The sequence below is a fragment of the Streptomyces sp. So13.3 genome, from assembly GCF_005860785.2.
In the GTDB taxonomy this organism is placed as follows: domain Bacteria; phylum Actinomycetota; class Actinomycetes; order Streptomycetales; family Streptomycetaceae; genus Actinacidiphila; species Actinacidiphila fildesensis.
Genome location: NZ_CP048835.1, coordinates 39,245 through 59,459 on the forward strand (window position 1 = coordinate 39,245; position 20,215 = coordinate 59,459).

18 protein-coding genes and 3 pseudogenes are annotated in these 20,215 nt (G+C 68.6%); 11 read left to right on the forward strand and 10 right to left on the reverse strand.

Going from position 1 to position 20,215, the window contains the following annotated elements; all coding sequences use genetic code 11:
• Positions 1–11 precede the first annotated feature (11 nt).
• The gene (locus C8250_RS00210) at positions 12–986 is read left to right on the forward strand and encodes a site-specific integrase (protein ID WP_138359359.1); all 975 of its coding nucleotides are present in this window, start codon (positions 12–14) and stop codon (positions 984–986) included.
• A 134-nt stretch (positions 987–1,120) separates the two neighbouring features.
• Here the strand turns inward: C8250_RS00210 and C8250_RS00215 are convergent, their stop codons facing one another.
• Entirely contained in the window at positions 1,121–2,734 is a 1,614-nt protein-coding gene (locus C8250_RS00215) for an MFS transporter (RefSeq protein ID WP_138359357.1), read from the reverse strand.
• A gap of 129 nt (positions 2,735–2,863) precedes the next feature.
• Entirely contained in the window at positions 2,864–3,874 is a 1,011-nt protein-coding gene (locus C8250_RS00220; RefSeq protein ID WP_138359355.1) for an NAD(P)/FAD-dependent oxidoreductase, read from the reverse strand.
• A gap of 95 nt (positions 3,875–3,969) precedes the next feature.
• On the opposite strand from C8250_RS00220, the gene C8250_RS00225 reads away from it, so the two are divergent.
• From C8250_RS00225 to C8250_RS00250, 6 genes and pseudogenes are all read left to right on the forward strand, one after another.
• Positions 3,970–4,563: an XRE family transcriptional regulator gene (locus C8250_RS00225; RefSeq protein WP_164297689.1), complete on the forward strand. Its 594-nt coding sequence runs from the start codon at positions 3,970–3,972 to the stop codon at positions 4,561–4,563.
• 127 nt (positions 4,564–4,690) lie between these two features.
• A pseudogene (locus tag C8250_RS00230) lies at positions 4,691–4,936 on the forward strand (SAM-dependent methyltransferase); the annotation flags it as partial.
• 87 nt (positions 4,937–5,023) lie between these two features.
• On the forward strand, positions 5,024–6,478 hold the full coding sequence (gene istA, locus C8250_RS00235) for an IS21 family transposase (RefSeq protein ID WP_164299683.1): 1,455 nt from the start codon (positions 5,024–5,026) through the stop codon (positions 6,476–6,478).
• On the forward strand, positions 6,475–7,245 hold the full coding sequence (istB, locus tag C8250_RS00240; protein ID WP_138359593.1) for an IS21-like element helper ATPase IstB: 771 nt from the start codon (positions 6,475–6,477) through the stop codon (positions 7,243–7,245). Before istA ends, istB begins: the two co-directional genes overlap by 4 nt.
• Before the next feature lie 82 nt (positions 7,246–7,327).
• Positions 7,328–7,696: a VOC family protein gene (locus C8250_RS00245; protein WP_138359591.1), complete on the forward strand. Its 369-nt coding sequence runs from the start codon at positions 7,328–7,330 to the stop codon at positions 7,694–7,696.
• Between the two features lie 78 nt (positions 7,697–7,774).
• Positions 7,775–8,407: pseudogene (locus tag C8250_RS00250) on the forward strand (class I SAM-dependent methyltransferase); the annotation flags it as partial.
• A gap of 1,175 nt (positions 8,408–9,582) precedes the next feature.
• On the opposite strand, the gene C8250_RS00255 reads toward C8250_RS00250, so the two are convergent.
• Both C8250_RS00255 and C8250_RS00260 read right to left on the reverse strand, forming a co-directional pair.
• Positions 9,583–10,572 (reverse strand): aldo/keto reductase, encoded by a 990-nt coding sequence (locus tag C8250_RS00255; protein WP_138359529.1) that lies wholly within the window; start codon positions 10,570–10,572, stop codon positions 9,583–9,585.
• A gap of 51 nt (positions 10,573–10,623) precedes the next feature.
• Positions 10,624–11,211 carry a flavodoxin family protein gene (locus C8250_RS00260; protein WP_138359531.1) on the reverse strand — a complete coding sequence of 196 codons (588 nt, stop codon included), beginning with the start codon at positions 11,209–11,211 and terminating at the stop codon, positions 10,624–10,626.
• 236 nt (positions 11,212–11,447) lie between these two features.
• Here C8250_RS00260 and C8250_RS00265 point away from each other — a divergent pair, with 236 nt between their 5' ends.
• From C8250_RS00265 to C8250_RS00275, 3 genes are all read left to right on the forward strand, one after another.
• Positions 11,448–12,197 carry a TetR/AcrR family transcriptional regulator gene (locus C8250_RS00265; RefSeq protein ID WP_138359533.1) on the forward strand — a complete coding sequence of 250 codons (750 nt, stop codon included), beginning with the start codon at positions 11,448–11,450 and terminating at the stop codon, positions 12,195–12,197.
• Between the two features lie 270 nt (positions 12,198–12,467).
• Positions 12,468–13,913, forward strand: a complete 1,446-nt coding sequence (locus C8250_RS00270) for an NF041680 family putative transposase (protein ID WP_138359647.1) — start codon at positions 12,468–12,470, stop codon at positions 13,911–13,913.
• Between the two features lie 125 nt (positions 13,914–14,038).
• The gene (locus C8250_RS00275) at positions 14,039–14,533 is read left to right on the forward strand and encodes a hypothetical protein (protein WP_138359645.1); all 495 of its coding nucleotides are present in this window, start codon (positions 14,039–14,041) and stop codon (positions 14,531–14,533) included.
• On the opposite strand, the gene C8250_RS44375 is transcribed toward C8250_RS00275, so the two are convergent.
• The 3 genes from C8250_RS44375 to C8250_RS00285 all read right to left on the reverse strand — a co-directional run bounded on the left by C8250_RS44375 (position 14,499) and on the right by C8250_RS00285 (position 16,431).
• Positions 14,499–14,783: a transposase gene (locus C8250_RS44375; RefSeq protein ID WP_346268794.1), complete on the reverse strand. Its 285-nt coding sequence runs from the start codon at positions 14,781–14,783 to the stop codon at positions 14,499–14,501. The two genes, C8250_RS00275 and C8250_RS44375, sit on opposite strands and share 35 nt — an antisense overlap.
• Positions 14,699–15,280, reverse strand: coding sequence for an IS5 family transposase (locus C8250_RS00280; protein WP_269290382.1), 582 nt, complete (start codon positions 15,278–15,280; stop codon positions 14,699–14,701). Before C8250_RS00280 ends, C8250_RS44375 begins: the two co-directional genes overlap by 85 nt.
• A gap of 482 nt (positions 15,281–15,762) precedes the next feature.
• Positions 15,763–16,431, reverse strand: a complete 669-nt coding sequence (locus C8250_RS00285; protein WP_138359541.1) for a winged helix-turn-helix transcriptional regulator — start codon at positions 16,429–16,431, stop codon at positions 15,763–15,765.
• Between the two features lie 165 nt (positions 16,432–16,596).
• Between C8250_RS00285 and C8250_RS00290 the strand changes: the two genes are divergently transcribed.
• Entirely contained in the window at positions 16,597–17,169 is a 573-nt protein-coding gene (locus C8250_RS00290) for a dihydrofolate reductase family protein (RefSeq protein ID WP_138359539.1), read from the forward strand.
• Positions 17,170–17,623: 454 nt separating this feature from the next.
• Here the strand turns inward: C8250_RS00290 and C8250_RS00295 are convergent, their stop codons facing one another.
• From C8250_RS00295 to C8250_RS00305, 3 genes and pseudogenes are all read right to left on the reverse strand, one after another.
• On the reverse strand, positions 17,624–18,565 hold the full coding sequence (locus tag C8250_RS00295) for a Tn3 family transposase (protein ID WP_138359537.1): 942 nt from the start codon (positions 18,563–18,565) through the stop codon (positions 17,624–17,626).
• A gap of 201 nt (positions 18,566–18,766) precedes the next feature.
• Complete coding sequence (locus C8250_RS00300) at positions 18,767–19,324, reverse strand: XRE family transcriptional regulator (protein WP_138359535.1); 558 nt, start codon at positions 19,322–19,324, stop codon at positions 18,767–18,769.
• Positions 19,325–19,330: 6 nt separating this feature from the next.
• Positions 19,331–20,062: pseudogene (locus C8250_RS00305) on the reverse strand (transcriptional regulator); the annotation flags it as partial.
• Positions 20,063–20,215: the final 153 nt, after the last annotated feature.

The window sequence follows — 20,215 nt, forward strand, 5'->3', positions numbered from 1 at the left end:
AGGGGGAAGCGGTGCCCGTCGTCGTACAGCTGCCGACCGGCAAGGCGTTGACCGTCCGGGCGGCGGCTGACGTGTTCCTCGACTCGCTCGGCAACCCGAACACGGTCCGCAACTACGGGATCGGGGTGGGGAAGAGCGCCGAACGGCTCGGCGAGGGCCGGCCGCTGGCGACGGTGGCGGACGAAGAGATCGGCGAGGTCTTGGAACTGCTGTGGGGCACCGCAGCGGTCAACACCTGGAACTCGCGCCGCGCGGCGGTGATGTCCTGGCTCGGCTGGTGCCGTGAGCGCGGCTACGAGGGTCCGGCGGTCCCGGCCTGGGCGAAGCGGGTGGCGGTGCCGGACTCCGAGACCTCGGCCCGCTCGAAGATGGCGGTCGACCGCCTCGTCGCCCGCCGGGAGGTGCACCTGCGGGAGAAAACGCTGTGGCGGATGCTGTACGAGACCGCCGGGCGGGCGGAGGAGATCCTCGGCGTCAACATCGAGGACCTGGACCTTGCCGGGCGCCGCTGCCAGGTCAAGGCCAAGGGCGCCCGGACCAAGGCGCGCCGCCGGGGGCAGGTCCGCGAGGACTACGTGCTGGAGACCGTCTACTGGGACGCGGGCACCGCCCGCCTGCTGCCGCGGCTACTGAAGGGCCGCACCCGCGGGCCGGTGTTCGTCACCCATCGCCGCCCCGGGCCGGGGAAGGTAGTGAGCCGACGCGACGTGTGCCCGGACACCGGCTTGGCCCGGCTCTCCTACGGGCAGGCCCGCGCGCTGCTGGACGAGCACACCGCGCTGCGGGGGCCAGGCACTGGATGGGACCTGCACGAGTACCGCCATTCCTCCCTGACTCACCTCGGCGAGCAGGGCGCGTCGCTGCTGATGCTCATGGCCAAGTCCCGGCACAAGAAGCCCGAGAACGTCCGCCGGTACTTCAAGCCGTCTCCCGACGCGATTGCCGAGCTGACCAGCCTGCTCGCGCTCGGCGACAGCAGGCGCTGACCGCCTGACCAGAGCTTCAGCTGTTCAAGATCAGGCCATGGCCCTTTTGGCCTGATCGACACGTGGGGTGTCCGGTACCGCGAGCATGGTGCCGGACACCCCGCAGAAGCGCGAGCGGTCTGCTTGCTGTGCGCTTAGCTGTTCTGTGATTGGCGGGCGGGGCCGGTCTCGGTGGCTTCTGTCTCGTCCCTGACGGCGGTGGCGGTGTTCTTCGGGCCGGGCAGGGCGACATAGACGAAGAGCACACCCATGACAGCGACGCCTGCCCACATGGCCTGCTGCCAGCCGTCGACGAAGGAATGCTGGGCGGCATGGAGCAGGCTCTGTGCGTTCGAGCCGGTGCTGGGTGCGATCTCGGCGGCGTTGGCGATGCCTTCACGTGCGGTGTCCGCGGCCCCCTGGGCGATGCCGTGGAGCCGGTCGTCGATGGTGTTGCGGTAGCCGGCGGACACGAGCGCGCCGAGCAGGGCGACACCCAGTGCGGTGCCGAACTCGCGGGTGACGTCGTTGAGCGCGGAGGCGACGCCCTGCTTCCCACGCGGCAGGGAGGCAGTGATGGCCTCGGTGGACGGGGTCATGGAGAGGCCCATGCCGAGGCCGATGGCAAGCAGGCCGGGCAGGATGGACAGGTATCCGCCCTCGACGGAGACGGACAGGGCCATGAGCGCCAGGCCGAGGGTGGCCAGCGCGATGCTGGCGGCCATGGTCGAGCGGGCGCCGATGCGGGCGGCGAGCATGGGCGCCAGGCCGGAGGCCATCATCATCATGACGGCCATGGGCATCATCGCGACCGTGGACAACAGACCGGACCAGCCCAGGACGGCCTGGAAGAAGGGGAAGAGGACCACGGCGATACCCGCCTGCACGCCGAAGACGACCAGCAGCGTAATCGAGCCTCTGGCCAGGCCCCGCTCACGGAACAGCCGCACGTCCAGCAGTGAAGCGTCGCGCCGGCGCAGTTCCCAGGACACGAAGCCGACGGAGGCGACGAGGCCGATGGCGAGGCTGATCAAGGTGGCGGGGGCGGTCCAGCCGTGCTCGGGGCCTTCCTGGAGGACGAAGATGAGGCCGACCACGGCAACGGTGGAGGCCAGCGCGCCGACGGTGTCGAAGCGATGGGGCGACTTCTCGCGGGAGTTGGGAACCGACTTCAGGGTCATGGCCAGGGCCACCAGGACCAGGACCACCGGCAGGGCGAACAGCCAGCGCCAGTCGGCGACGTCGACCAGGAGGGCGGAGAGGAACATGCCCAGGATGCCGCCGCCCCCGGCGACACCGGTCCACACGCCGATCGCCTTTCCGCGCTGCTCCTCGGGGAAGGTGGAGGTGATGACGGCCAGCGTAATCGGCATGATCATGGCTGCGCCGACGCCGCTGGCCACGCGCGCGGCGAGCATGATCTCCGCCGTCGGGGCCAGGCTGGCTGCGACGTTCGCGGCGCCGAAGACACCGAGCCCGGCGACCAGCATGGGCTTGCGGCCCAAGCGGTCACCGATCGCACCGAGTGGCAGCAGGAGCGCGGCCAGGGCGAGGGTGTAGATGTTGATGATCCACAGGATCGTGCTCTGCGAGGCACCGAATTCGACGGCCATGTGGGTCTGCGCGACGTTCAGTCCGGACACCGACGCGATGACGGCCATCAGCGCGATCGAGACGGCGATGAGGATCCTGCGCAGCTGACGCGCCTCCGGCGTGCCATCGTCTCTTGCGTGTTCGGCTGCCCCCGGGACGGGCTGGTTCGTAGTCATCGTTTCCTCTCAAAAAGGGCATGCGAAGTCAGCGCCGGAGCAGTGCCGGTCGCCGTGCAGGTGGGGTCGGCCGCCGCGCGCAGCGAGGGCTGCGCTCCCGCGCCGGGTTCAGCCGAGAAAGTAGAGGTGTCAGGCGATGACAGTGCTGCCCTGCGCTGCGGCGAGGGCCGCATCGGTGTCCGCGGTGGCCAGCAGGGCGTTGATGTGGGAGCCGGCCAGCGCCCCGGCTGCGGCGGAGGCGCCGACCTGGGCGCTCAGATCGGTGGCGTTGCCGGCCACCCACACGCCCGGAATCGCGGTGGTGCCCGCCATTGCGGAGGCGAAACGCCGCCCCATGTCGTCGGGCAGGTCCTCCATCGGCAGCTTCAGCGCGTCCAGGCCCTCGGTGCGGGCCTGCATCTGGGTGGCGACGGCGAGGACGCGGCGCTTAACGAATGCGCCGTCGGTCAGCCGGACCCCCGCGATGCCGCCCTCTTGGCTGATGACTTCCTGCACGGGCGTGTCGATGACGCGGATGTCGCGGGCGGCGAAGCGCGCCCGGGCGTCCTCATCCAGGTCGGTGCCGTGGGTGAAGTAGATCAGGTCGTCGGTCAACTGCCGGAACAGCAGGGCGTGGTGGAGGGATGCGGGGCCGGTGGCGAGGATGCCGATGGGCTCGTCGCGGACCTCCCAGCCGTGGCAGTAAGGGCAGTGGACCACGCTGTGGCCCCAGCGCTCGGCCAGACCGGGCACATCGGGCAGCACGTCCCGCAGGCCGGTGGCCACCAGCACCCGGCGGGTCGTCAGGATGCGGCCGTCGGCCAGGACGACGCTGAAGCGCAGGTCCCCGTCGGGTGACGGGGCGGCGGGCTCGGCCGATGCCACCTCGCCGTAGACGATGCGGCCGCCGTACTGGCGCACCTGCTCCCGGCCCTGCCTGAGGATCTCGGAGGGCGGCGTGCCGTCCAGGACGATGAAGCCGTGCATCGCCGCGGCGGGCGCATTGCGCGGGGTGCCGCTGTCGATCACGACGACGGAGCGGCGGGAGCGGGCAAGTATCAGCGCACCGTTCAGCCCTGCGGCCCCGCCGCCGATCACCACGGCGTCCACCGTCTCACCAGGCAGTGTGTCGCTCTCGTACACGGAAGCCGTCTCCGTCATGGCCCTGTCCTTCCTTCGCGCATGGTCCCGTATGTTCCGGTCCCTCTGCACGCGACGCTAACCCAGCCTTGCATCAAGGGCATATACTGTTGCCTATGACGCAAGAAGATGGAGAGCTAGACAGCCTCGTACGCAAACGCATCCGCGCTCTGCGGGTGGCGCAGGGCTGGTCCCTGGAGGAACTGGCCACCCGCGCGCACCTCAGCCAGTCCTCGCTCAGCCGCATCGAGAACGGTCAGCGCCGCCTCGCGCTGGACCAGCTCGTCACCCTCGCCCGCGCCCTGGATACCACCCTCGACCAGCTCGTCGAGACGGCCGCCGACGATGTCGTCACCAGCCCGACGATCGACGGAGCCCACGGCCGGATGCGCTGGCTTGTAAAGGGCGACCCCGGCATGAGTGTGGTGCGCCAGCGCATGACCGAACCGCCGCCCGAGAACCCGGCGCGTATGCGCGCCCACCCGGGGCGCGAATGGCTCGTCGTCCTGTCCGGCACCGCGATTCTCATGCTCGGCCACCGCCGCTTCCGCGTCGAGACCAACCAGGCCGCCGAGTTCCCCACGATGATGCCGCACGCCATCGGCGCCGAAGGTGGGCCCTGCGAGATCCTGGGCATCTTCGACCGGGACGCCCGCCGCGGTCACCGTAACGACGACCCCGACCGCGAGGCACAGGACACTCCCGAATGACGGCGCGGTCCGCACGGCAGCCCCGGTAGCGGCGACATCTTGCGCGCCAGGCAGCAGACCTGACCATCATCTTGCGCAGAGTGGGAGCGTGCTTGCCGCATGCGCATAGCCCTTCTAGGGTGAAGGCATGACCCAAGCACACCCGCACACCCCCCACCACGATGCTCCGCACGGGCACCACCAGCAGCACGGAACCGGCGGCCAGGCAGAGATCCTTGACCTGGACGCCGAGGTCCTCGCCGAGCACACCGCCTCCATCACCGCATGGCTTCCGCTGAGAACGGACCCCCGCCAGATCATGGATCTGGGCTGCGGCACCGGGGCGGGGACCTTTGCCCTCCTCGACCGCTTCCCCGATGCGCACGTCACCGCCTGTCGGGGTACACGTGAACGTCCCCAGCCTCGTACGGATGAAAAGGGACAGTTGCTGATGCGGTGAGACATGCTGCTCGGCACTCTGATGCTTGGTCGATTCGGGCGGCGGAGGGGGCTGGCAGTGGTCTTGGATCCGCAGCGTTGGCTGGAGCTCCGGCGCTTTCGGGGCCTGCTGGAGTCCGGGGCGATGAGCCTGTCGGAGATCGCCAGGGAGACCGGGCTGGACCGCAAAACGGTCCGTAAGTACCTGTCGGCGCCGGGTCCGGCGACGCCTCCGCGGCGGTCGCCGAGTGGGCGGTCGCGGGCGAGGGTGATCGACGAGTTCGGGCCATTGATCGACTCGATGCTTCGGGCCGAGGTCCTGATGAAGGCCGCGGTCATTCATGAGCGGTTGGCCCAGGAGTACGGCTTCACTGGCAACTACCAGCGAGTCAAGCTCTACGTCCAGACCTCCCGGCCCAGAATCGCCGAGGAACTCGGCATCACGCCCAAGGAACTGGCGGGGATGCACCGCCGGTTCGAGGTGATTCCGGGGGCCCAGGCCCAGGTTGACTGGGGTGATGAGGGCAAGATCCTCGCTCACATGGGCATCGCGAAGGTCTACTCCTTCCATATGACGTTGTCGTATTCGCGGGACCCGTTCTGCTGCTTCACCACGAGCCAGGACCTGCAGACCTTCTTCGACTGCCACCGCCGGGCCTTCGCCCACTTCGGCGGGGCTCCGATGACGATCGTCTACGACCGGACCAAGACCGTCGTCCGCCGCCACGTTGCTCCTGGTGAGGCGGTCCCGCTGCATCCGGAAGCGGTCGGCTTCGCCGGCCACTACGACTTCGACATCGACGTGCTGGCCGCCTACCGGCCGCAGGGCAAGGGCCGGGTCGAGCGGCAAGTTCTGATCGTCCGCGATCACGTTCTGTCCGGCCGGTCGTTCTCCTCCGTCGAGGAGATGGACGCCGCGTTCACCGCGTGGGTGCCGCTGCGGCGGGCCCAGATCCACAAGACGCACCGGGAGGTCATCGCGGAGCGGGCGGCGAGAGATCACGCGGCGCTCAAGCCGCTGCCGTCGGTTCCGTACTTGGTGGCCGAGCGGCAGCTGCGGCACGTCGGCAAGGACTGCCTGGTCGCCTTCGACGGGAACCTCTACTCCGTGCCGGCCCGGCGAGTCCGTGCTCGTCAGCTGGTCGAGGTCCGAGCCACGAAGTCCCAGGTCATGCTGCATGGCACCCTTGCTGACATCCATGGCAGCACGCTGCTTGCCGCCCACCCCCGGGCGATCGGCCGCGGTGCCCGTGTCGTCGATGAGTCGCACTGGGACGGTCTGCCCACCGGTAAGAACCGTCGGACCACCACCGGCGACATCCCCATCCAGCCTCGGCAAGAGCGGCCGCGGGGCGAGGAGACCGGCCCGCTGCAGGCCCTGCTGAACCGGGCCGCGGCCACCCGGATCGAGGTCGGGCGCCGACCGTTGTCGGTCTATGACGAGCTGACTGGCACCCGTCCCTTCACCACCCATCGAGCGACGAAGGAATCCTCTTGAGCGAGCTGACCGGCAACCGTATCCGCACCACGGCCGGCAAGCTCGGCCTGCCCCACCTCGCGGAAACCATCAACGAGTTCACCCGCCGGGCGGACGAGGCGAAGATGGGCTATCTCGACTTCCTCGACCTGGTCCTCTCCGAGGAGCTGGCTGTCCGCGACGACCGCCGGTTCCGGCAGGGTCTGCGACTCTCCCGGCTGCCGCACCACAAGACGCTCGATGAGTACGACTTCTCGTTCCAGCCCGACCTCGACCCGCGCAAGGTCAAGGACCTCGCCACGCTCTCGTTCGTCGAGGCCAAGGCCAACGCGGCTCTCCTGGGCCCGCCGGGGGTGGGTAAAACACACATCGCCGTCGCTCTCGCGGTCGCGGCTTGCCGGGCCGGCTACTCGGTCTACTTCACCAGCCTCGACGACATGGTCCGCAACCTCAAAGCCGCCGAAGCCGCCGGCCGCCTGGCCAACAAGCTCGGCACCTACCTACGGCCGGGTGTCCTCGTAGTCGACGAGGTGGGCTACGAGATCCTCGAACGCGGAGAAGCCAACCTGGTCTTCCAGGTCATCTCCAAGCGGTATGAAAAGGGCTCGATCATCCTGACCTCGAACAAGACCTTCAGCGAATGGGGACAGGTGTTCGGTGACGAGGTCCTGGCCACCGCCATCCTCGACCGCCTCCTGCACCATTGCGACGTGATCTCCATCAACGGCCCCAGCTACCGGCTCAAGAACCGACTCAAGGCCATCGAGCGGGACACAGACGTGGCCTGACAGGCCACGTCGCGAACCGGCCGGCGGGGCGGCCCCTTTTAGGGTGGCATCAGGAAAGTCTGCTGATCAGCTCGGAGATGCCATGCCCTTGAAGATGAAGTTGAGCGCGATAACACTAGATTGCCCTGATCCACTGGCTCTGGCGGTGTTCTATCAACAGGCCACCGGCCTTGAGCCGCACCCGAAGTCGGACGCTGACTTTGCCGGTCTCAACCGTGAGGATGGACTCCTCATAGGCTTTCAACGGGTCGACGACTACCGGGCGCCGAGCTGGCCTGATCAGGCCGTTCCCCAACAATTTCACCTTTGCTTCGACGTCGCGGACCTGGACGAGGCGGAGGCTCGGTTGCTGGAGCTGGGAGCAGGCAAGGCTCATCACCAGCCGCATGAGGACAGGTGGCGGGTCCTCACTGATCCGGCCGGGCATCCCTTCTGCATCGTCAGGGGCTGACGCAGCCGTGCTCCCGCACACGACATAGCTGGGGACGTTCATCCGTACGCGGTTGGGGAGGTTAGGTAGTACGCCGACACCGCCGTCGATACTTCAGCCGAGCACCTTCAGCGCCTGCGCACAAAAGCGTGCGCACGCGAAGTGGAGAAGCGCGTGCGCACCGTACAGGCCGACCTTGACGCCGCCGGGTGGCCCGACCTCGGATCACCGGACCTGGTGTGGGCGTCAGCCTCGATGCACCACATGGCCCGCCCCAACCGCGTACTGCGCACCGTCCACGACCTGCTCACTCCCGGCGGTCTGTTCGCCGTCGTCGAACTCGCCGGCTTCCCCCGCTTCCTGCCCCCAAGCGCCCCTACGGACCGGCCCGGCCTGGAAGAACGCGTCCACGCAGCGACCGACCGCATGCAGGCTGAGCGCATGCCCCACCGCGGCGCCGACTGGGGCCCGATGCTCACCGACGCCGGATTCACCGTCGAGGGCGAGCACACCATCACCGTGAACATCGAGGGCTCCCGCAACGAAGCGATCGGCCGCTACGCCCTCGGCGGCCTGCAGCGCATCCGCAGCGCCGTCGCCGAGACACTCTCCCCCGAGGATCTCACCGCGCTCGACCAGCTCCTCGACACCGACAGCCCAAACAGCATCCTGCGCCGCGACGACCTGACGATGCGCACCGAGCGCACCGTCTGGGCCGCCCGCCGCACCTGATCCCCGACACCCCCGACCAGCCTCCGGGCAGCGCCAACACACAGTGAGACTCCGCCAACCTGACGGCGGTGTTGGCGAGGCTGCCCGGATCCCGGGCGACCGCGTCCCCGGTGCGCTCGGCCCGCGCCGAGCCGCCCGCACCCTGCCGGCGCCGCACACCCGTGTTCGCCTCCCCGCCCCCGTCGGCCCTGGCCTGTGCAGTGTCCTTCGCGACGGCCTCCCCGGACACCTCACCCTCCGACGGCGCACTGGTGCGGTCCGGCCCCAGCGGAACCGCCAGCGCCGCGACCGCGGTGGCCGCGATGACCGACGCGCTCACCACGTTCCCCACCTCCACCGACCCAGCGTGTAGACCAGCGGCGAGGCCACCGCCAGAACATCAGCACCAACCACCACCACGACCTTACGAACACGCACCATCATGTCCCCCTCAACATGAGCCCCCGTCAGGCGCCACACTCCAGGAACCCGCCGCGCGCCGCGCAGCCACACACCGGCAATGCGATGACGCCAACTACCGACGAGTATTCGACGCCATCAGTGCCTGTTTTTGAAGGCTGGTCAGGGTTGTGGTGCGGCTGGATGATCTGGGGTGTGAAGCCGCGGGATGGTGGGCGGGGTGGGGGCCGGCGGTATTGCCGAGAGTGTGGTGATCCGCTGTCGGTATCGATGGCGCCGGAGGCGGTGTTTTGTTCGGGTCGGTGCAGGTCACGGCGGTGGAGGGCGCTTGGGCGGGCTCGACAGCGGGTGGTGGCGATGCAGCGGGGTGAGCAGGCCCGGTGCCCGGTGTGTGGGCGGTGTTGGACTGTGGGGGTGGAGCATCCGCGGTCGGCGCGGTTCTGTTCTGCGCGGTGCCGGACGCGGGCCTGGCGCCGGCGGGAGGCGTCACGCTAAAGCGTCTCGGTGACGCTCTAGCCGAACGCTGCAGGTGAAAGGGCGGGAGTGCGGGAGTGCGGGGGGCTTTATGGTGGGTGGGGTGTGCTGCGGGCGCCCCGTGTTTGCGCTCTGCCCGGGGCCCGAGCCGCGCCCCACCCCGTCGAGCCGGTCAAAACGGCCTACACGCCCATGCCCATACGCATCCGAACGCGCCCACACGAAACCATCCGCCTCGCTCCCGCCGCCCTGCGCTGATGTCACCGGAGCCGACCTGAGTGGCATCTGTCCCGAGGTGGATATCAGATCCAGGTGGGCACGTGCCCACCGGCGTAGCGGGCGCCGAAGCCGCCCTGAGGCAGGATCTCGTCGATGGCCTTGAGGTCGGTGTCGGTGAGGGTGAGGTCGGCGGCGCCGGTATTCTCCTCGATGCGCTTTTGGCTGCGGGTGCCGGGGATGGGCACGATGTGCTCGCCCCGGGTCAGAAGCCAGGCCAGGGCGAGCTGGGAGACGGTGGCACCCTTGGTCGCCGCGAGCTCGGCGAGCCGGTCGACGGCTTCGACGTTCTTCTCGAAGTTGCCCGGCTGCCAGCGCGGGTCGACGGTGCGTATGTCGGTGGCTTCGTACTGGTCGGCGGGCTTGGCGGTGCCGGTGATGAAGCCGCGGCCGAGGGGGGAGTAGGCGACGAAGCCGACGCCGAGTTCGTCCAGGGTGGGGAAGAGCTGCTCGGCGTCCCGTTCGAACAGGGAGTACTCGGTCTGCAGGACGGAGACCGGCTGCACGGCGTGCGCCTTGCGGATCGTCTCGGGTCCGGCCTCGCTGAGGCCGAAGTACTTCACCTTGCCCGCGTCGATCAGCTCCTTGACGGTGCCCGCGACCTCCTCGATGGGCACCTGGGGGTCGACGCGGTGCTGGTAGAAGACGTCGATGTGATCCACGCCGAGGTAGCGCAGGCTGTTGTCGGCGACCTTGCGGATGTTGTCGGGCCGGCTGTTGAGAGCTTCGCCGATCTGCTCCGGAGCCATGGACATGTCGACCCCGAACTTGGTGGCCAGGACCACGTCGTCGCGGAAGTCCCTGACCGCCTTGCCGACCAGGATCTCGTTGGATCCGGTGCCCCAGCCGTACATCTCGGCGGTGTCGAAGAAGGTGACGCTCAGGTCGTGGGCGCGGCGGAGGGCGGCGACACCGGCCTCCTCGTCGGTGGGTCCGTAGGCCATGGTCAGGCCCATCGCGCCGTAGCCGATCGCCGAGACCTCAAGGCCCTGGCTTCCCAGTGTCCGGTGCTGCATGACGCACTCCCCTGAAAGATATTAAAAGGTATTTTTTGGCTGACCGTAGTGTCAGTGCGCTGCGGCGGTCAGGCCGGCGCGGTGGATGCGGGTGTGCTCGGCGACTCGCCGGCCGAGGTGGCGGGCGGTGTTCAGGTCTGCGTCGTGGACGGCGGGGGTGTCATTGAAGCTTTGTGCGCCGGCGCCGAGGTAGAAGCCGAGTCGGTTGTCGTCCTGGGGGCTGGATGTGGTGGTGTTCCAGCCCGGCAGGAGGTTCAGGCTCACCCAGAGCATTCCGTGCTGGGCCGCCAGGAGTGAGAGGTACTGCAGGGTGTGCAGCTTGTCGCCGCTCATGGAGCCGGAGTTGGTGAATCCCGCCGCGAGCTTGTCGCTCCAGGCGCGGGTCATCCACCGCTTGCTGCTGGCCTCGGCGAAGGCGTGAAACGCCCCGGATGCGGTGCCCATGTAAGTGGGGGTGCCGAAGATGATGGCGTCTGCGGCGTCCATCAGTTCCCAGTCGGCGTCGCTGAGGGAGGCGACGTCCACGCGCTGGACCTGTGTCCCGGCGATGGAGCGCGCGCCGTCTTCGACGGCCGCGGCGATCTGGGCGGTGTGGCCGTAGCCGGAATGCGATGCGATGACGATCGAGATGTCGGACATGGGTGTTCCTCTCCTGCCGCGATGGCGGCGTGTTCGGTGGCGCGGGCGGTCGACGCGGTGCCCGCTGCGGCGGTCGGCCGCACGGCTCCACGAGTGGAGCCGACGGCCCGGCCGGGGCGCGGCGCATGCCCGGGTGTCGCGGGCCGGCGCCGACCACCACCAGCCTGGATCGTCGTTCCGCTTAAAACAGTAGCACCGATAGGGCGGTGATCCACAAAATGAGATATCGTTGTTCCATGAACGAGGGACGACGCGCCGCGCGGCGCCAGGTGCTGCAGGTGGCCGCCAAGCTTTTGGAAGAGGGCGGCAGCGAGGCGGTCTCCACGCGCGCTGTCGCCGCGGCCGCAGGCATCACGGCCCCAGCGCTGTACCGGATGTTCGACGACAAGGCCGGACTCCTGGCCGAGCTGGCCGCCTACGGGTTCGAGATGTACCTGGCCGAGAAAAGGGAGGCACTGGCGCTGACCCCCGACGACCCGGTGGCCGACCTCTACCGCGGCTGGGACCTGCACGTCGACTTCGGAGTGCGGCACCCCGCGTTCTACATGCTCATGTACGGCACACTGCAGCCCGGGCGGCGGCCCCCGGCCGCGGACGAGGCACACGCCCTGCTGGTGACACTGCTGGGCCGGGCGGCCGAGGCCGGACGCCTTCGGGTTCCGGTGGCGCAGGCGACCCGCGTCATCCACGCGGCGACAACGGGTGCCACGCTGGCGCTGATCGGCGAAGAGCCCTCGGAGCGGGACCTGACCACTTCGGCACGGCTGCGGGACACCGTCATCGCCTCGATCACCACGGACCCGCCCGCCTCGTCCGGGTCGGACCTGGCCTCGCGCGCACTCGCCCTCGACGCCGCACTGGAAACCGCGCTCACCACCAAGTCCCCGGCTGCGGGCACCGGGGTATCTCTGCGAGACGCCGAGATGGCGCTGCTCCGCGAATGGCTTCAGCAGCTGGCTGAGGTTCCCCCGGTGTGCGGGAGGTGATGATCAGCTGGTCAGGACGGGTTGGCGGGTGTTCAGGTTCGCTAGTTCGGTCGTCGCTCGGTTGGTGTAGTGCTGTTCCTCGAACTCGATGGGGCTGAGGAAGCCGAGACGTTTTTGGATGCGCCGGCTGTTGTAGCTTGTTATTTATGGTCCGGACTCGAACATCGAGTAGGACACCATCACTCACCTGGGCCTTTACCGGACAGGCGGACGGCCTCCGCATGAGCATGCGTTCTGTCACCGAACCGCACTCATACGAAGGCCGCAGGGGTGAGTCTGCTGCATCACAATGCTTGGCACGAGGCACTCGACTTCACGTCACACTTCCGGGAGGACTTCTACGCGTCCCTGACCCGGCGTGGTGACACTCTGTTCGAGCTCACGGACGCGATGCTCTGCGAGAACGGACCGGTGACCTCGCCGGTTGACCTGACGCTGCTGGCCGAACACCGGCGCGGGCACGGCGCGTTGTACGACGCGCTGAACTGCGGGCGTATCGACGTGGACGGGTTGCGGCACGCTCTGGCGATGCTGCCGCAGCCCAAGGCCGCCGACAACCGGATCGTCCTCGCGGTCGACGTGACCCACTGGCTGCGGCCCGACGCCCCGTGCAGCCCGGACCGGCTGTTCTGCCACGTCTACGGACGCAGCGGGCGCTCCAGCGACCAGCTCGTGCCCGGCTGGCCGTACTCGTTCGTGGCCGCCTTGGAGACCGGCCGCACCTCCTGGTGCCAACTCCTGGACGCGAGGCGGCTCGGCCCCGACGACGACGTCGCCGAGGTCACCGCGGCCCAGGTCCGCCGCGTGGTCACCGACCTGATCGACGCAGGCCAGTGGGAGCCCGGTGATCCGGACGTCCTGATCGTCCTCGACGCCGGCTACGACGCCCCGCGCCTGGCCCACCTCCTCGCGGGTCTGCCTGTCGAGGTTCTGGGCCGGATGCGTTCCGACCGTGTCATGCGACGCCCGCCGCCGCCCCGCACCCGCCGGGCCGGCCGCCCGACCCGGCACGGAGGAGTGTTCCGCTTCGCCGATCCGGACACCTGGGGCGCCCCGGACGTGGAAACCATGCAGGTCACCGACCGCTACGGCACCGCTCGGGCTGTGGCCTTCGACCGTCTCCATCCACATCTGACCACCCGCTGTGCATGGATCGACCACACCGGTGAGCTCCCCATCATCGAGGGCACCCAGATCCGCCTGGCGGTCGACAGACTGCCCAGCGGCCAGGACCCGCAGCCGGTCTGGCTGTGGTCCTCGAAGACCGGCATGACCGGTGAGGACGTCGATCTGCGCTGGCAGGCATTCCTCCGCCGCTTCGACATCGAGCACACCTTCCGCATGATCAAGCAGACGTTCGGCTGGACCCGCCCCAAGCTCCGCACCCCCGAGGCTGCGGACCGCTGGACGTGGCTCGTGATCGCGGCCCACACCCAGCTCAGGCTCCTCCGCGAAGCCGCCGCCGACCTTCGTCGCCCGTGGGAGAAGCGAACGGAGCCCGCCCGGCTCACCCCGGCCCGCGTCCGCCGGGGATTTCGCAACCTCCGCCCGCACCTGCACAGTCCTGCCCGTGCACCGAAACCCTCAACACCCGGGCCAGGCCGTCCAGTCGGCTCGAAGAACCGCCATCCCGCCACCCGCCACGATGTGGGCAAAACGACCAGACGCCCCGAGAGCATCACTGAACGCAATCGCCTTAAAGGCCACAAAGGTTAAATTTCAAGCTTAGAAGCTGTTGTCTTTCCGCGAGTGATCGCTGTGTTTCCGCTGGTCAGGCATGACATTGCCATCTTGGCGGCAGGGATGAGGTGTCGTGTCGTCTCTTCGGTGGAGGTGCTGGGGTGCCGTCGGTGATGGGTTTGTTGGAAGAGCGTGAGCGTGCCGCCCGGCAGCGGGTGGAGGTCTTGCAGGCTGAGTTGGGTGAGGCAGAGGCTGTGTGGGAGCGGTTCGTGATCGCTCGGGAGACAGTCGGCCAGATCCTCGCGGAACCTCGCGGAAGCGCGGAGGATTCGTCACTCGCTGGGGCCGGCGAGCGGCCGGTGCAGGTCGCGGCGGCGGGGCCCGGTTCGGTGGTGCCGGTGCGGCGGGACGGGCTTGAGGCTGATGCTCTGGCCCCGGGCTACCGGCGGATCATGGAAATCCTGCAGGAGCGGGGCAGGTCCGGCGGCGGGGCGATGGACTGCCGGCAGCTGGCGGTAGCACTTGGCCTGGAGCCGGTTCCCGCGAAGGTCGAGGGGGTGCGGTCGAAGACGAAGCGCCTGGCGGTGCGGGGCTGGTTGGCCGAAGCGAGCCCGGGAATGTTCAGCGTCGTGGGCGGGCGAGGCGGCGGCTCATGACCATGCTCATCGACCACCAGATCATCGCTTGCGAGCTGTCGGTGCGGGTTTCGTAGTCGCGGGCCAGTCGGCGTGAGCGCATCAGCCACGCGAACGTGCGCTCCACCAGCCACCTCTTGGGCAGCACGACGAACCCTGACAAGTCGTCGCTGCGTTTGACCACCGTCAACGCGATCCGCAGGGTGCTGCGGGTGAAGTCGACCAGTGGCCCGGTATAGCCGCCGTCCGCCCATACCCGGGCCAGGGCCAGTGCCTTTGGTGCAGGCGGGTCAGCACCGTGCGTGCGGCGTCCCGGTCGGTGACCGATGCCGCGGTGACACTCACTGCCAGCAGCAGCCCGAGGGTGTCCACCACGATGTGGCGCTTGCGGCCGTTGACCTTCTTGCCGCCGTCGAAGCCCCGGCTCGCGGCCGGCACCGAAGCGGCTCCTTTCACCGACTGGGCGTCGATGATGCCCGCAGTCGGTTCCGTATCCCGGCCGGCGGCCTCGCGGACCCGGTCGCGCAGCCGGTCGTGGAACTCCGCGATCCAGCCTTGGTCACGCCAGCGCCGCCAAAAGGCATAGACGCGGTCCCAGGCAGGAAAGTCGGCAGGCATCGCCCGCCACGTGATGCCGCCGGCGACCAGGTAGCGCACCGCGTCCACCATCTGCCGGTGACAGTAGGCCTCCGGGCGCCCGCCCCGGCCCTCCAACCACCCCGGCACCGGCAGCAGATCACGAACCTGCACCCACTCCGCGTCTGTCATATCCGAGGGATACCTCGACCGCCTGTGCGGATGATCCGCCGCATTCCCGAACCGGTGCGCGAGACAATCACACCCACGCGCAACGAAGTTGGAGCCAGCCGCGGCCAGGGCATAGAACTGGGACAACAGGGCCTCCCGGCGCGCTCAACGGTCTCGACAACCACGAGCTGCACCGGAGGCCCTGCCTTCATGCGGACCACAACCCAACACCACCCGACCGAGGCTCATCACTCGAACCGACGTTCCTCAAGATCGATAGCGCAACAGCTTCTTACAGATATCTGGGGGCTGTTCAGGCATGTTCGCCTCCTTGCCTCGGGTGAACCGAAGCAAGGAGAGGTCGAGCACCGGATCCAAACGTTTGGACACGTTTCCGAGGCCCCTGAGGATGCGGGCCGAGGTGTGGCTTGCGGACGGCTACCGTACCGAGAGTTGTGCGCCGGCTGTAGGGCCCGGTTTCCTCAGCAAGGTTTCCTTGGTCATCACGAGGCGGGGGCAGCAGGAGCGGGCAGGCTGAGCACGGCGGTCAGGCGTGCGACGGAGGCGATGTCGCCTTCGACCCGGACGTCCCCCGCAGCGACCGCGTCGGGCAGCTGCCGTCCGCCGTACACGACGCGCGCGAGCGCGGAGGGCCGTGCGGTGATGACGGCTTCCGGTTGCTGCTGGTAGCCGCGCTCGGCATGAAGGGTGCCGTCGGCGATGAGGACTTGGAAGACTTCGTCGCCGAGGTGAAGCTCGAATCTCCCGTGCACGCCCTGGCTGCGGCTGGGGTCGAAGTTGGTGCGCAGGGAGAGGACGAACGAAGTGGCGCTCAGGTGGGCGGTGCGGTCGTGGGCCGGCGAGCGCACCGCCCAGCGGCCCAGTGCCCGTACGACGGGTTCGAGTTCGAGGCCCCAGTCGGTGAGCTCGTAGGCCTCTGCGGCGGCGGGGGCCGGGAGACGGTGCTTGCGGACGATGCCGGAGGCCTCCAGTTCTGCGAGGCGCTGGGCGAGCACGTTGGTGCTGATGCCGGGCAGGTCCGTGCGTAGTTGGCCGTACCGCTTGGGGCCCAGCAGCAGCTCGCGGACCACCAGGAGTGCCCAGCGCTCGCCGACGAGATCGAGGGCGTGGCCCGTCCCGCACGCGTCGTTGTAGCTCCGCTTCGTTGCCATGCCGGCAAGTCTACCCCGACGGTTTTGATTTGGAAGTGACTGGTTGTTTTTTGAAAGCGAAGTGGCTACGGTGATCACATCGACGGCAGGCAGCGCGCCGTAGCCGCAAGCCAGACCACGCCGGCTCAATGAGAACCGGACACGAGACACCCGAGGAACCCTCAGATGCGCACCCTGATCAGCACCGCTTTCATCTCGCTCGACGGCGTCGTGGAGGGCCCGGGCGGTGAGCCCGGCTACCGCAACTCCGGGTGGACCTTCAAGGACGTTGAGTTCCTCCCCGAGGCGTTCGAGATCAAGGGCCGCGAGCAGCAGGAGACCACCGCAATACTGCTGGGCCGGACCAGCTACGAGGCGTTCAGCCCGGTGTGGCCGGACATGGCGGACTTCGCCGACTACAAGACGATGCCGAAGTACGTCGTCTCCACCAGCCTCACCGAGGACAAGCTGGTGTCGAACTGGGGCGAGACCACGATCCTGCGCTCGCTCGACGACGTCGCCGCGCTAAAGGAGACCGACGGCGGTCCGATCATCGTCCACGGCAGTGCCACGCTGAACCAGGCCCTTTCGGACGCCGGCCTGATCGACCGCTACCACCTGCTGGTCTTCCCGCTTCTGCTCGGCGCCGGCAAGCGGCTGTTCAGCGCCACGGACAAGGACACCCAGAAGCTCAAGCTGGTCGAGCACGAGGCCTACCCCAATGGTCTGCAGAAGAACGTCTTCGACGTCATCCGCTGACAAGGTCCCCGTATGACGACGCCGGTGATCACGTCCGGCACGGGTGCCCAGAATGAGCAGGCGGGTGGCCTACGGGCACTGACGATTGCTCCGGCGGACTGCTCGACACCTACCGCAGCCAGCACGGCAACGGAGCCAGGTCCTCACGGGCCGGGGCCTGTCAGGGACGCAGTCCGAGAGGACCCTGGACGGTCGACCTATCGACCCACCTGTCACGAGCCCGGTGACAACGCCCCGGCGACGAAACGTCATGACGAAATATCACCCGATAGGGGTGGCTCTGAAACTCACTGCCGATCATGATCCACCGGCACCGCCAACGCTCCACGAACGGAGCAACGTGGCTCCCACTCCCGCTAACCAAGTGGCTCCCATCCGACCTGTCGAAAACACTGGTCTCGTAGGGCGGCACCGGGCGGGCCGGTGCCGCCCGCTTCCGAAGCGGCGGTGACGATCAGGAAGCCGCGGCCGGGTCTTGCGGGTCGAGCTTGGTGAAGTCGACGTCCAGGTGCGGCTCGTACGCCTCCGGGGCCAGGTCCAGCTCATGGGTGGAGTACTCGCCGAACCGCATGATCTTCTCGGTCAGGTAGGGCGAGACCTCGGCCAGGTCCTCCGGCTCGGTCTTCCAGCCCTCCGCCTGCAGCTCGCGCACCGCCTGGGCGATGTCCAGGGTGTTGTGGAAGATCAGGCAGTTGGTGAGCAGGGCGTTGAACTTCACCGCCTTCTCCTGCTCGACGGGGTCGTTGTCGGCGATGATGCCCCGGTTGCCGAAGCGCACCCACTCAGAGAAGCCGTTGAACGCCTCGACCTTGTTGGTGGCGGCCGTCACCCGCCGGCGCATCTGCGGATCCGTCAGGTACCGCAGGAGCTGGATGGTGCGGATCACCCGGCCGACCTCGCGGAACGCCGCGTAATGGGCGTTCTTGCGCGACCCGGAGCGCAGGCGCCGCAGCAGCAGGACGGAGGACACCTTGCCGCCCCGCACCGACAGCGCCACCCGCATGAGGTCCTTGAAGTGCGACTCGATCAGGTCCCAGTCGATGACGTTGCGCCCGGCCGCGCCGAACAACGCGTCGATGTGCACATAGGAGGTGTGCTTGGTCGGGCGGAAGAACACCAGGTCCTTCCAGTTCCGGATCCGGGGCATCAGCTCGAAGCCGAGCAAATGGGCGAGGCTGAACACCGGGAAGCTCTGGCCCTGCGTGTCCGCGTGGATCGTGGTCGGCTGCAGCTCGGACTCGTTCTTCAGCAGCCCCTCGATGATGTAGACCGCCTCCCACACGCCGCACGGGATGAAGTGGGTGAACAGCGCGATGTTGGTGTCGGCGATGTGGTGATACGCGATCCCTCCGGGCCGGCCGTAGCGCACCGAGGTCTCGGCGACCAGATTGTTCAGGTAGGTGTCCGGCTCGCCGCGCGTGCAGGAGGGAAGGGCGGTCGCTGGGTCGTCTGCGGGGGGAGCGCAGGATCAGCTCCCTACGCTCAGCTGGCCAACTACACCGCCCAGTGGCCAGTTCAGACGGGCGGCATCTCGCACGCAGCACGAAGGGGCCGGGGAGTTCCCCGGCCCCTTCTGTGTGTCCGCCCCCGTGTCGGCCTACAGGCCGAACCGGATGCTCTGCACATCGGTGAAGTGCACTTCCTCCAGGCTTCCGGCGCGCCGGCCGTTGTCTTGGAAGTACACCTCCTTGAGGGCTTCGGCAGTGATCTCCTGGAGCTCGGTGTCGGTGGCGCCGCGCTCTTGGGCGTCGAACAACCGGGCGGCGTAGCGCGGGGGCAGGGCGACTTCGAGGTGGCGCATCCGGTCTTCGTCGGTGGTGTTGATCGGGGCCTTGTAGCCGATGCGGGCGTAGGTGTCGATGACGATGCCGTCGCTGGTGGCCGCGGTCTTCCTGGCCTTCGCCCGGACCTGCGGCTGCCAGCGTGTCTTCACCTCGCGCTCCAGGCGCGCTCTGAGGTCCTTGCGGGGCTTTCTGATCTGCTCTTTGACGTACCGCTCGACGGTGCGCTGGGAGATCCCTAGCGCCTGGGCTACGGCCTGGGTGCCCTTGAGTTGCTTGACCAGGTATCGCACTTGGGCGCCGGCCGCCTTCGGGATCGGGCGGGTGAACGCCTTCTGGACCGCCGTGTCCAGGCTGTCGCCGAACATGCTCATCGCGGTCTACTCCCCGTCGTCCTGGTTGGTGACGTGTCCGTCCTTGATGTAGCGGGCAAAGTTGAGCTCCGGGGCCTTGAACTGCTCGCGAACGCTCTTCCCCCAGAAGGTGGTCTGGGTGCCTTCGTGCTTGACCATGCCGGGGTTCACCCCGATCCGCCAGCCGCCCGGCAGCGGCTTGCCGTCCGAGTAGGGCAGGAAGTCGAGCGGGGTTGGTCCGTCGGACGCGTACACGGCGCAGTCCGAGTTGACCGCGACCGGGTACTGGCCCGTCGCCGCCGCATGCTTGACGATCTTGCGGTGCATGTTGATCCGGGTGCGGGAGATGACCGCGGCCCGGATGTCGGGCCGCCACGTCGGACGGGACAGCGCCCGCCACGGCTGACCGGGGCGCCAGTCCTCCCCGCGGGGGCGTTCGCGCAGCTTGCCCAGGCCGCCCTTCACAGTCGCCTTCACCGCGGTGACCACGATCGCCAGGTGCGGGTCGCGCTGCCGGTAGCCGTCCATCGCCGTCAGGAAGTCTTCCGGCGACAGGTCAGCGCCCACGCCGAGGTCGGCCATCGTGGCCAGGTAGGCGTCACGCAGCCGGTTGTACCAGCCGTCCAGGTAACGGCTGTTGTCGTCCCGCACCCACGCCTCGATCGGCGCGACGTCGTATCCGAGCTCCACCGCGTACGCCACGCTGGGTGTGGCGTACCAGGCCGGACCCGTCGGACGGTCGCCCGTGGGCGTGAACGGGCACCAGCGCGTCCGCCGCCGCTGGGGAGACCCAGGCCGGTGGCGCAGACGACGCTGAACGATCACCGGTGCCGCCGACCGGCCCGGGGTCAGCCGGCGCCGGGGCACCGGCGCCTCAGGCCGCCACGTCGGCCGCAGGGGACCGATCCGCCC

Excerpts from the sequence above, each read along its gene's own strand:
- C8250_RS00260 (WP_138359531.1), bottom strand. The coding sequence starts at position 11,211 with ATGTCCGACATCTCGATCGTCATCGCATCGCATTCCGGCTACGGCCAC.
- C8250_RS00245 (WP_138359591.1), top strand. The coding sequence starts at position 7,328 with ATGCCCTTGAAGATGAAGTTGAGCGCGATAACACTAGATTGCCCTGAT.
- C8250_RS00220 (WP_138359355.1), bottom strand. The coding sequence starts at position 3,874 with ATGACGGAGACGGCTTCCGTGTACGAGAGCGACACACTGCCTGGTGAG.
- C8250_RS00280 (WP_269290382.1), bottom strand. The coding sequence starts at position 15,280 with ATGACAGACGCGGAGTGGGTGCAGGTTCGTGATCTGCTGCCGGTGCCG.
- C8250_RS00285 (WP_138359541.1), bottom strand. The coding sequence starts at position 16,431 with ATGGCAACGAAGCGGAGCTACAACGACGCGTGCGGGACGGGCCACGCC.
- C8250_RS00225 (WP_164297689.1), top strand. The coding sequence starts at position 3,970 with ATGACGCAAGAAGATGGAGAGCTAGACAGCCTCGTACGCAAACGCATC.
- C8250_RS00255 (WP_138359529.1), bottom strand. The coding sequence starts at position 10,572 with ATGCAGCACCGGACACTGGGAAGCCAGGGCCTTGAGGTCTCGGCGATC.
- C8250_RS00215 (WP_138359357.1), bottom strand. The coding sequence starts at position 2,734 with ATGACTACGAACCAGCCCGTCCCGGGGGCAGCCGAACACGCAAGAGAC.
- C8250_RS00290 (WP_138359539.1), top strand. The coding sequence starts at position 16,597 with ATGCGCACCCTGATCAGCACCGCTTTCATCTCGCTCGACGGCGTCGTG.
- C8250_RS00300 (WP_138359535.1), bottom strand. The coding sequence starts at position 19,324 with ATGAGCATGTTCGGCGACAGCCTGGACACGGCGGTCCAGAAGGCGTTC.
- C8250_RS00265 (WP_138359533.1), top strand. The coding sequence starts at position 11,448 with ATGAACGAGGGACGACGCGCCGCGCGGCGCCAGGTGCTGCAGGTGGCC.
- istA (WP_164299683.1), top strand. The coding sequence starts at position 5,024 with ATGCTTGGTCGATTCGGGCGGCGGAGGGGGCTGGCAGTGGTCTTGGAT.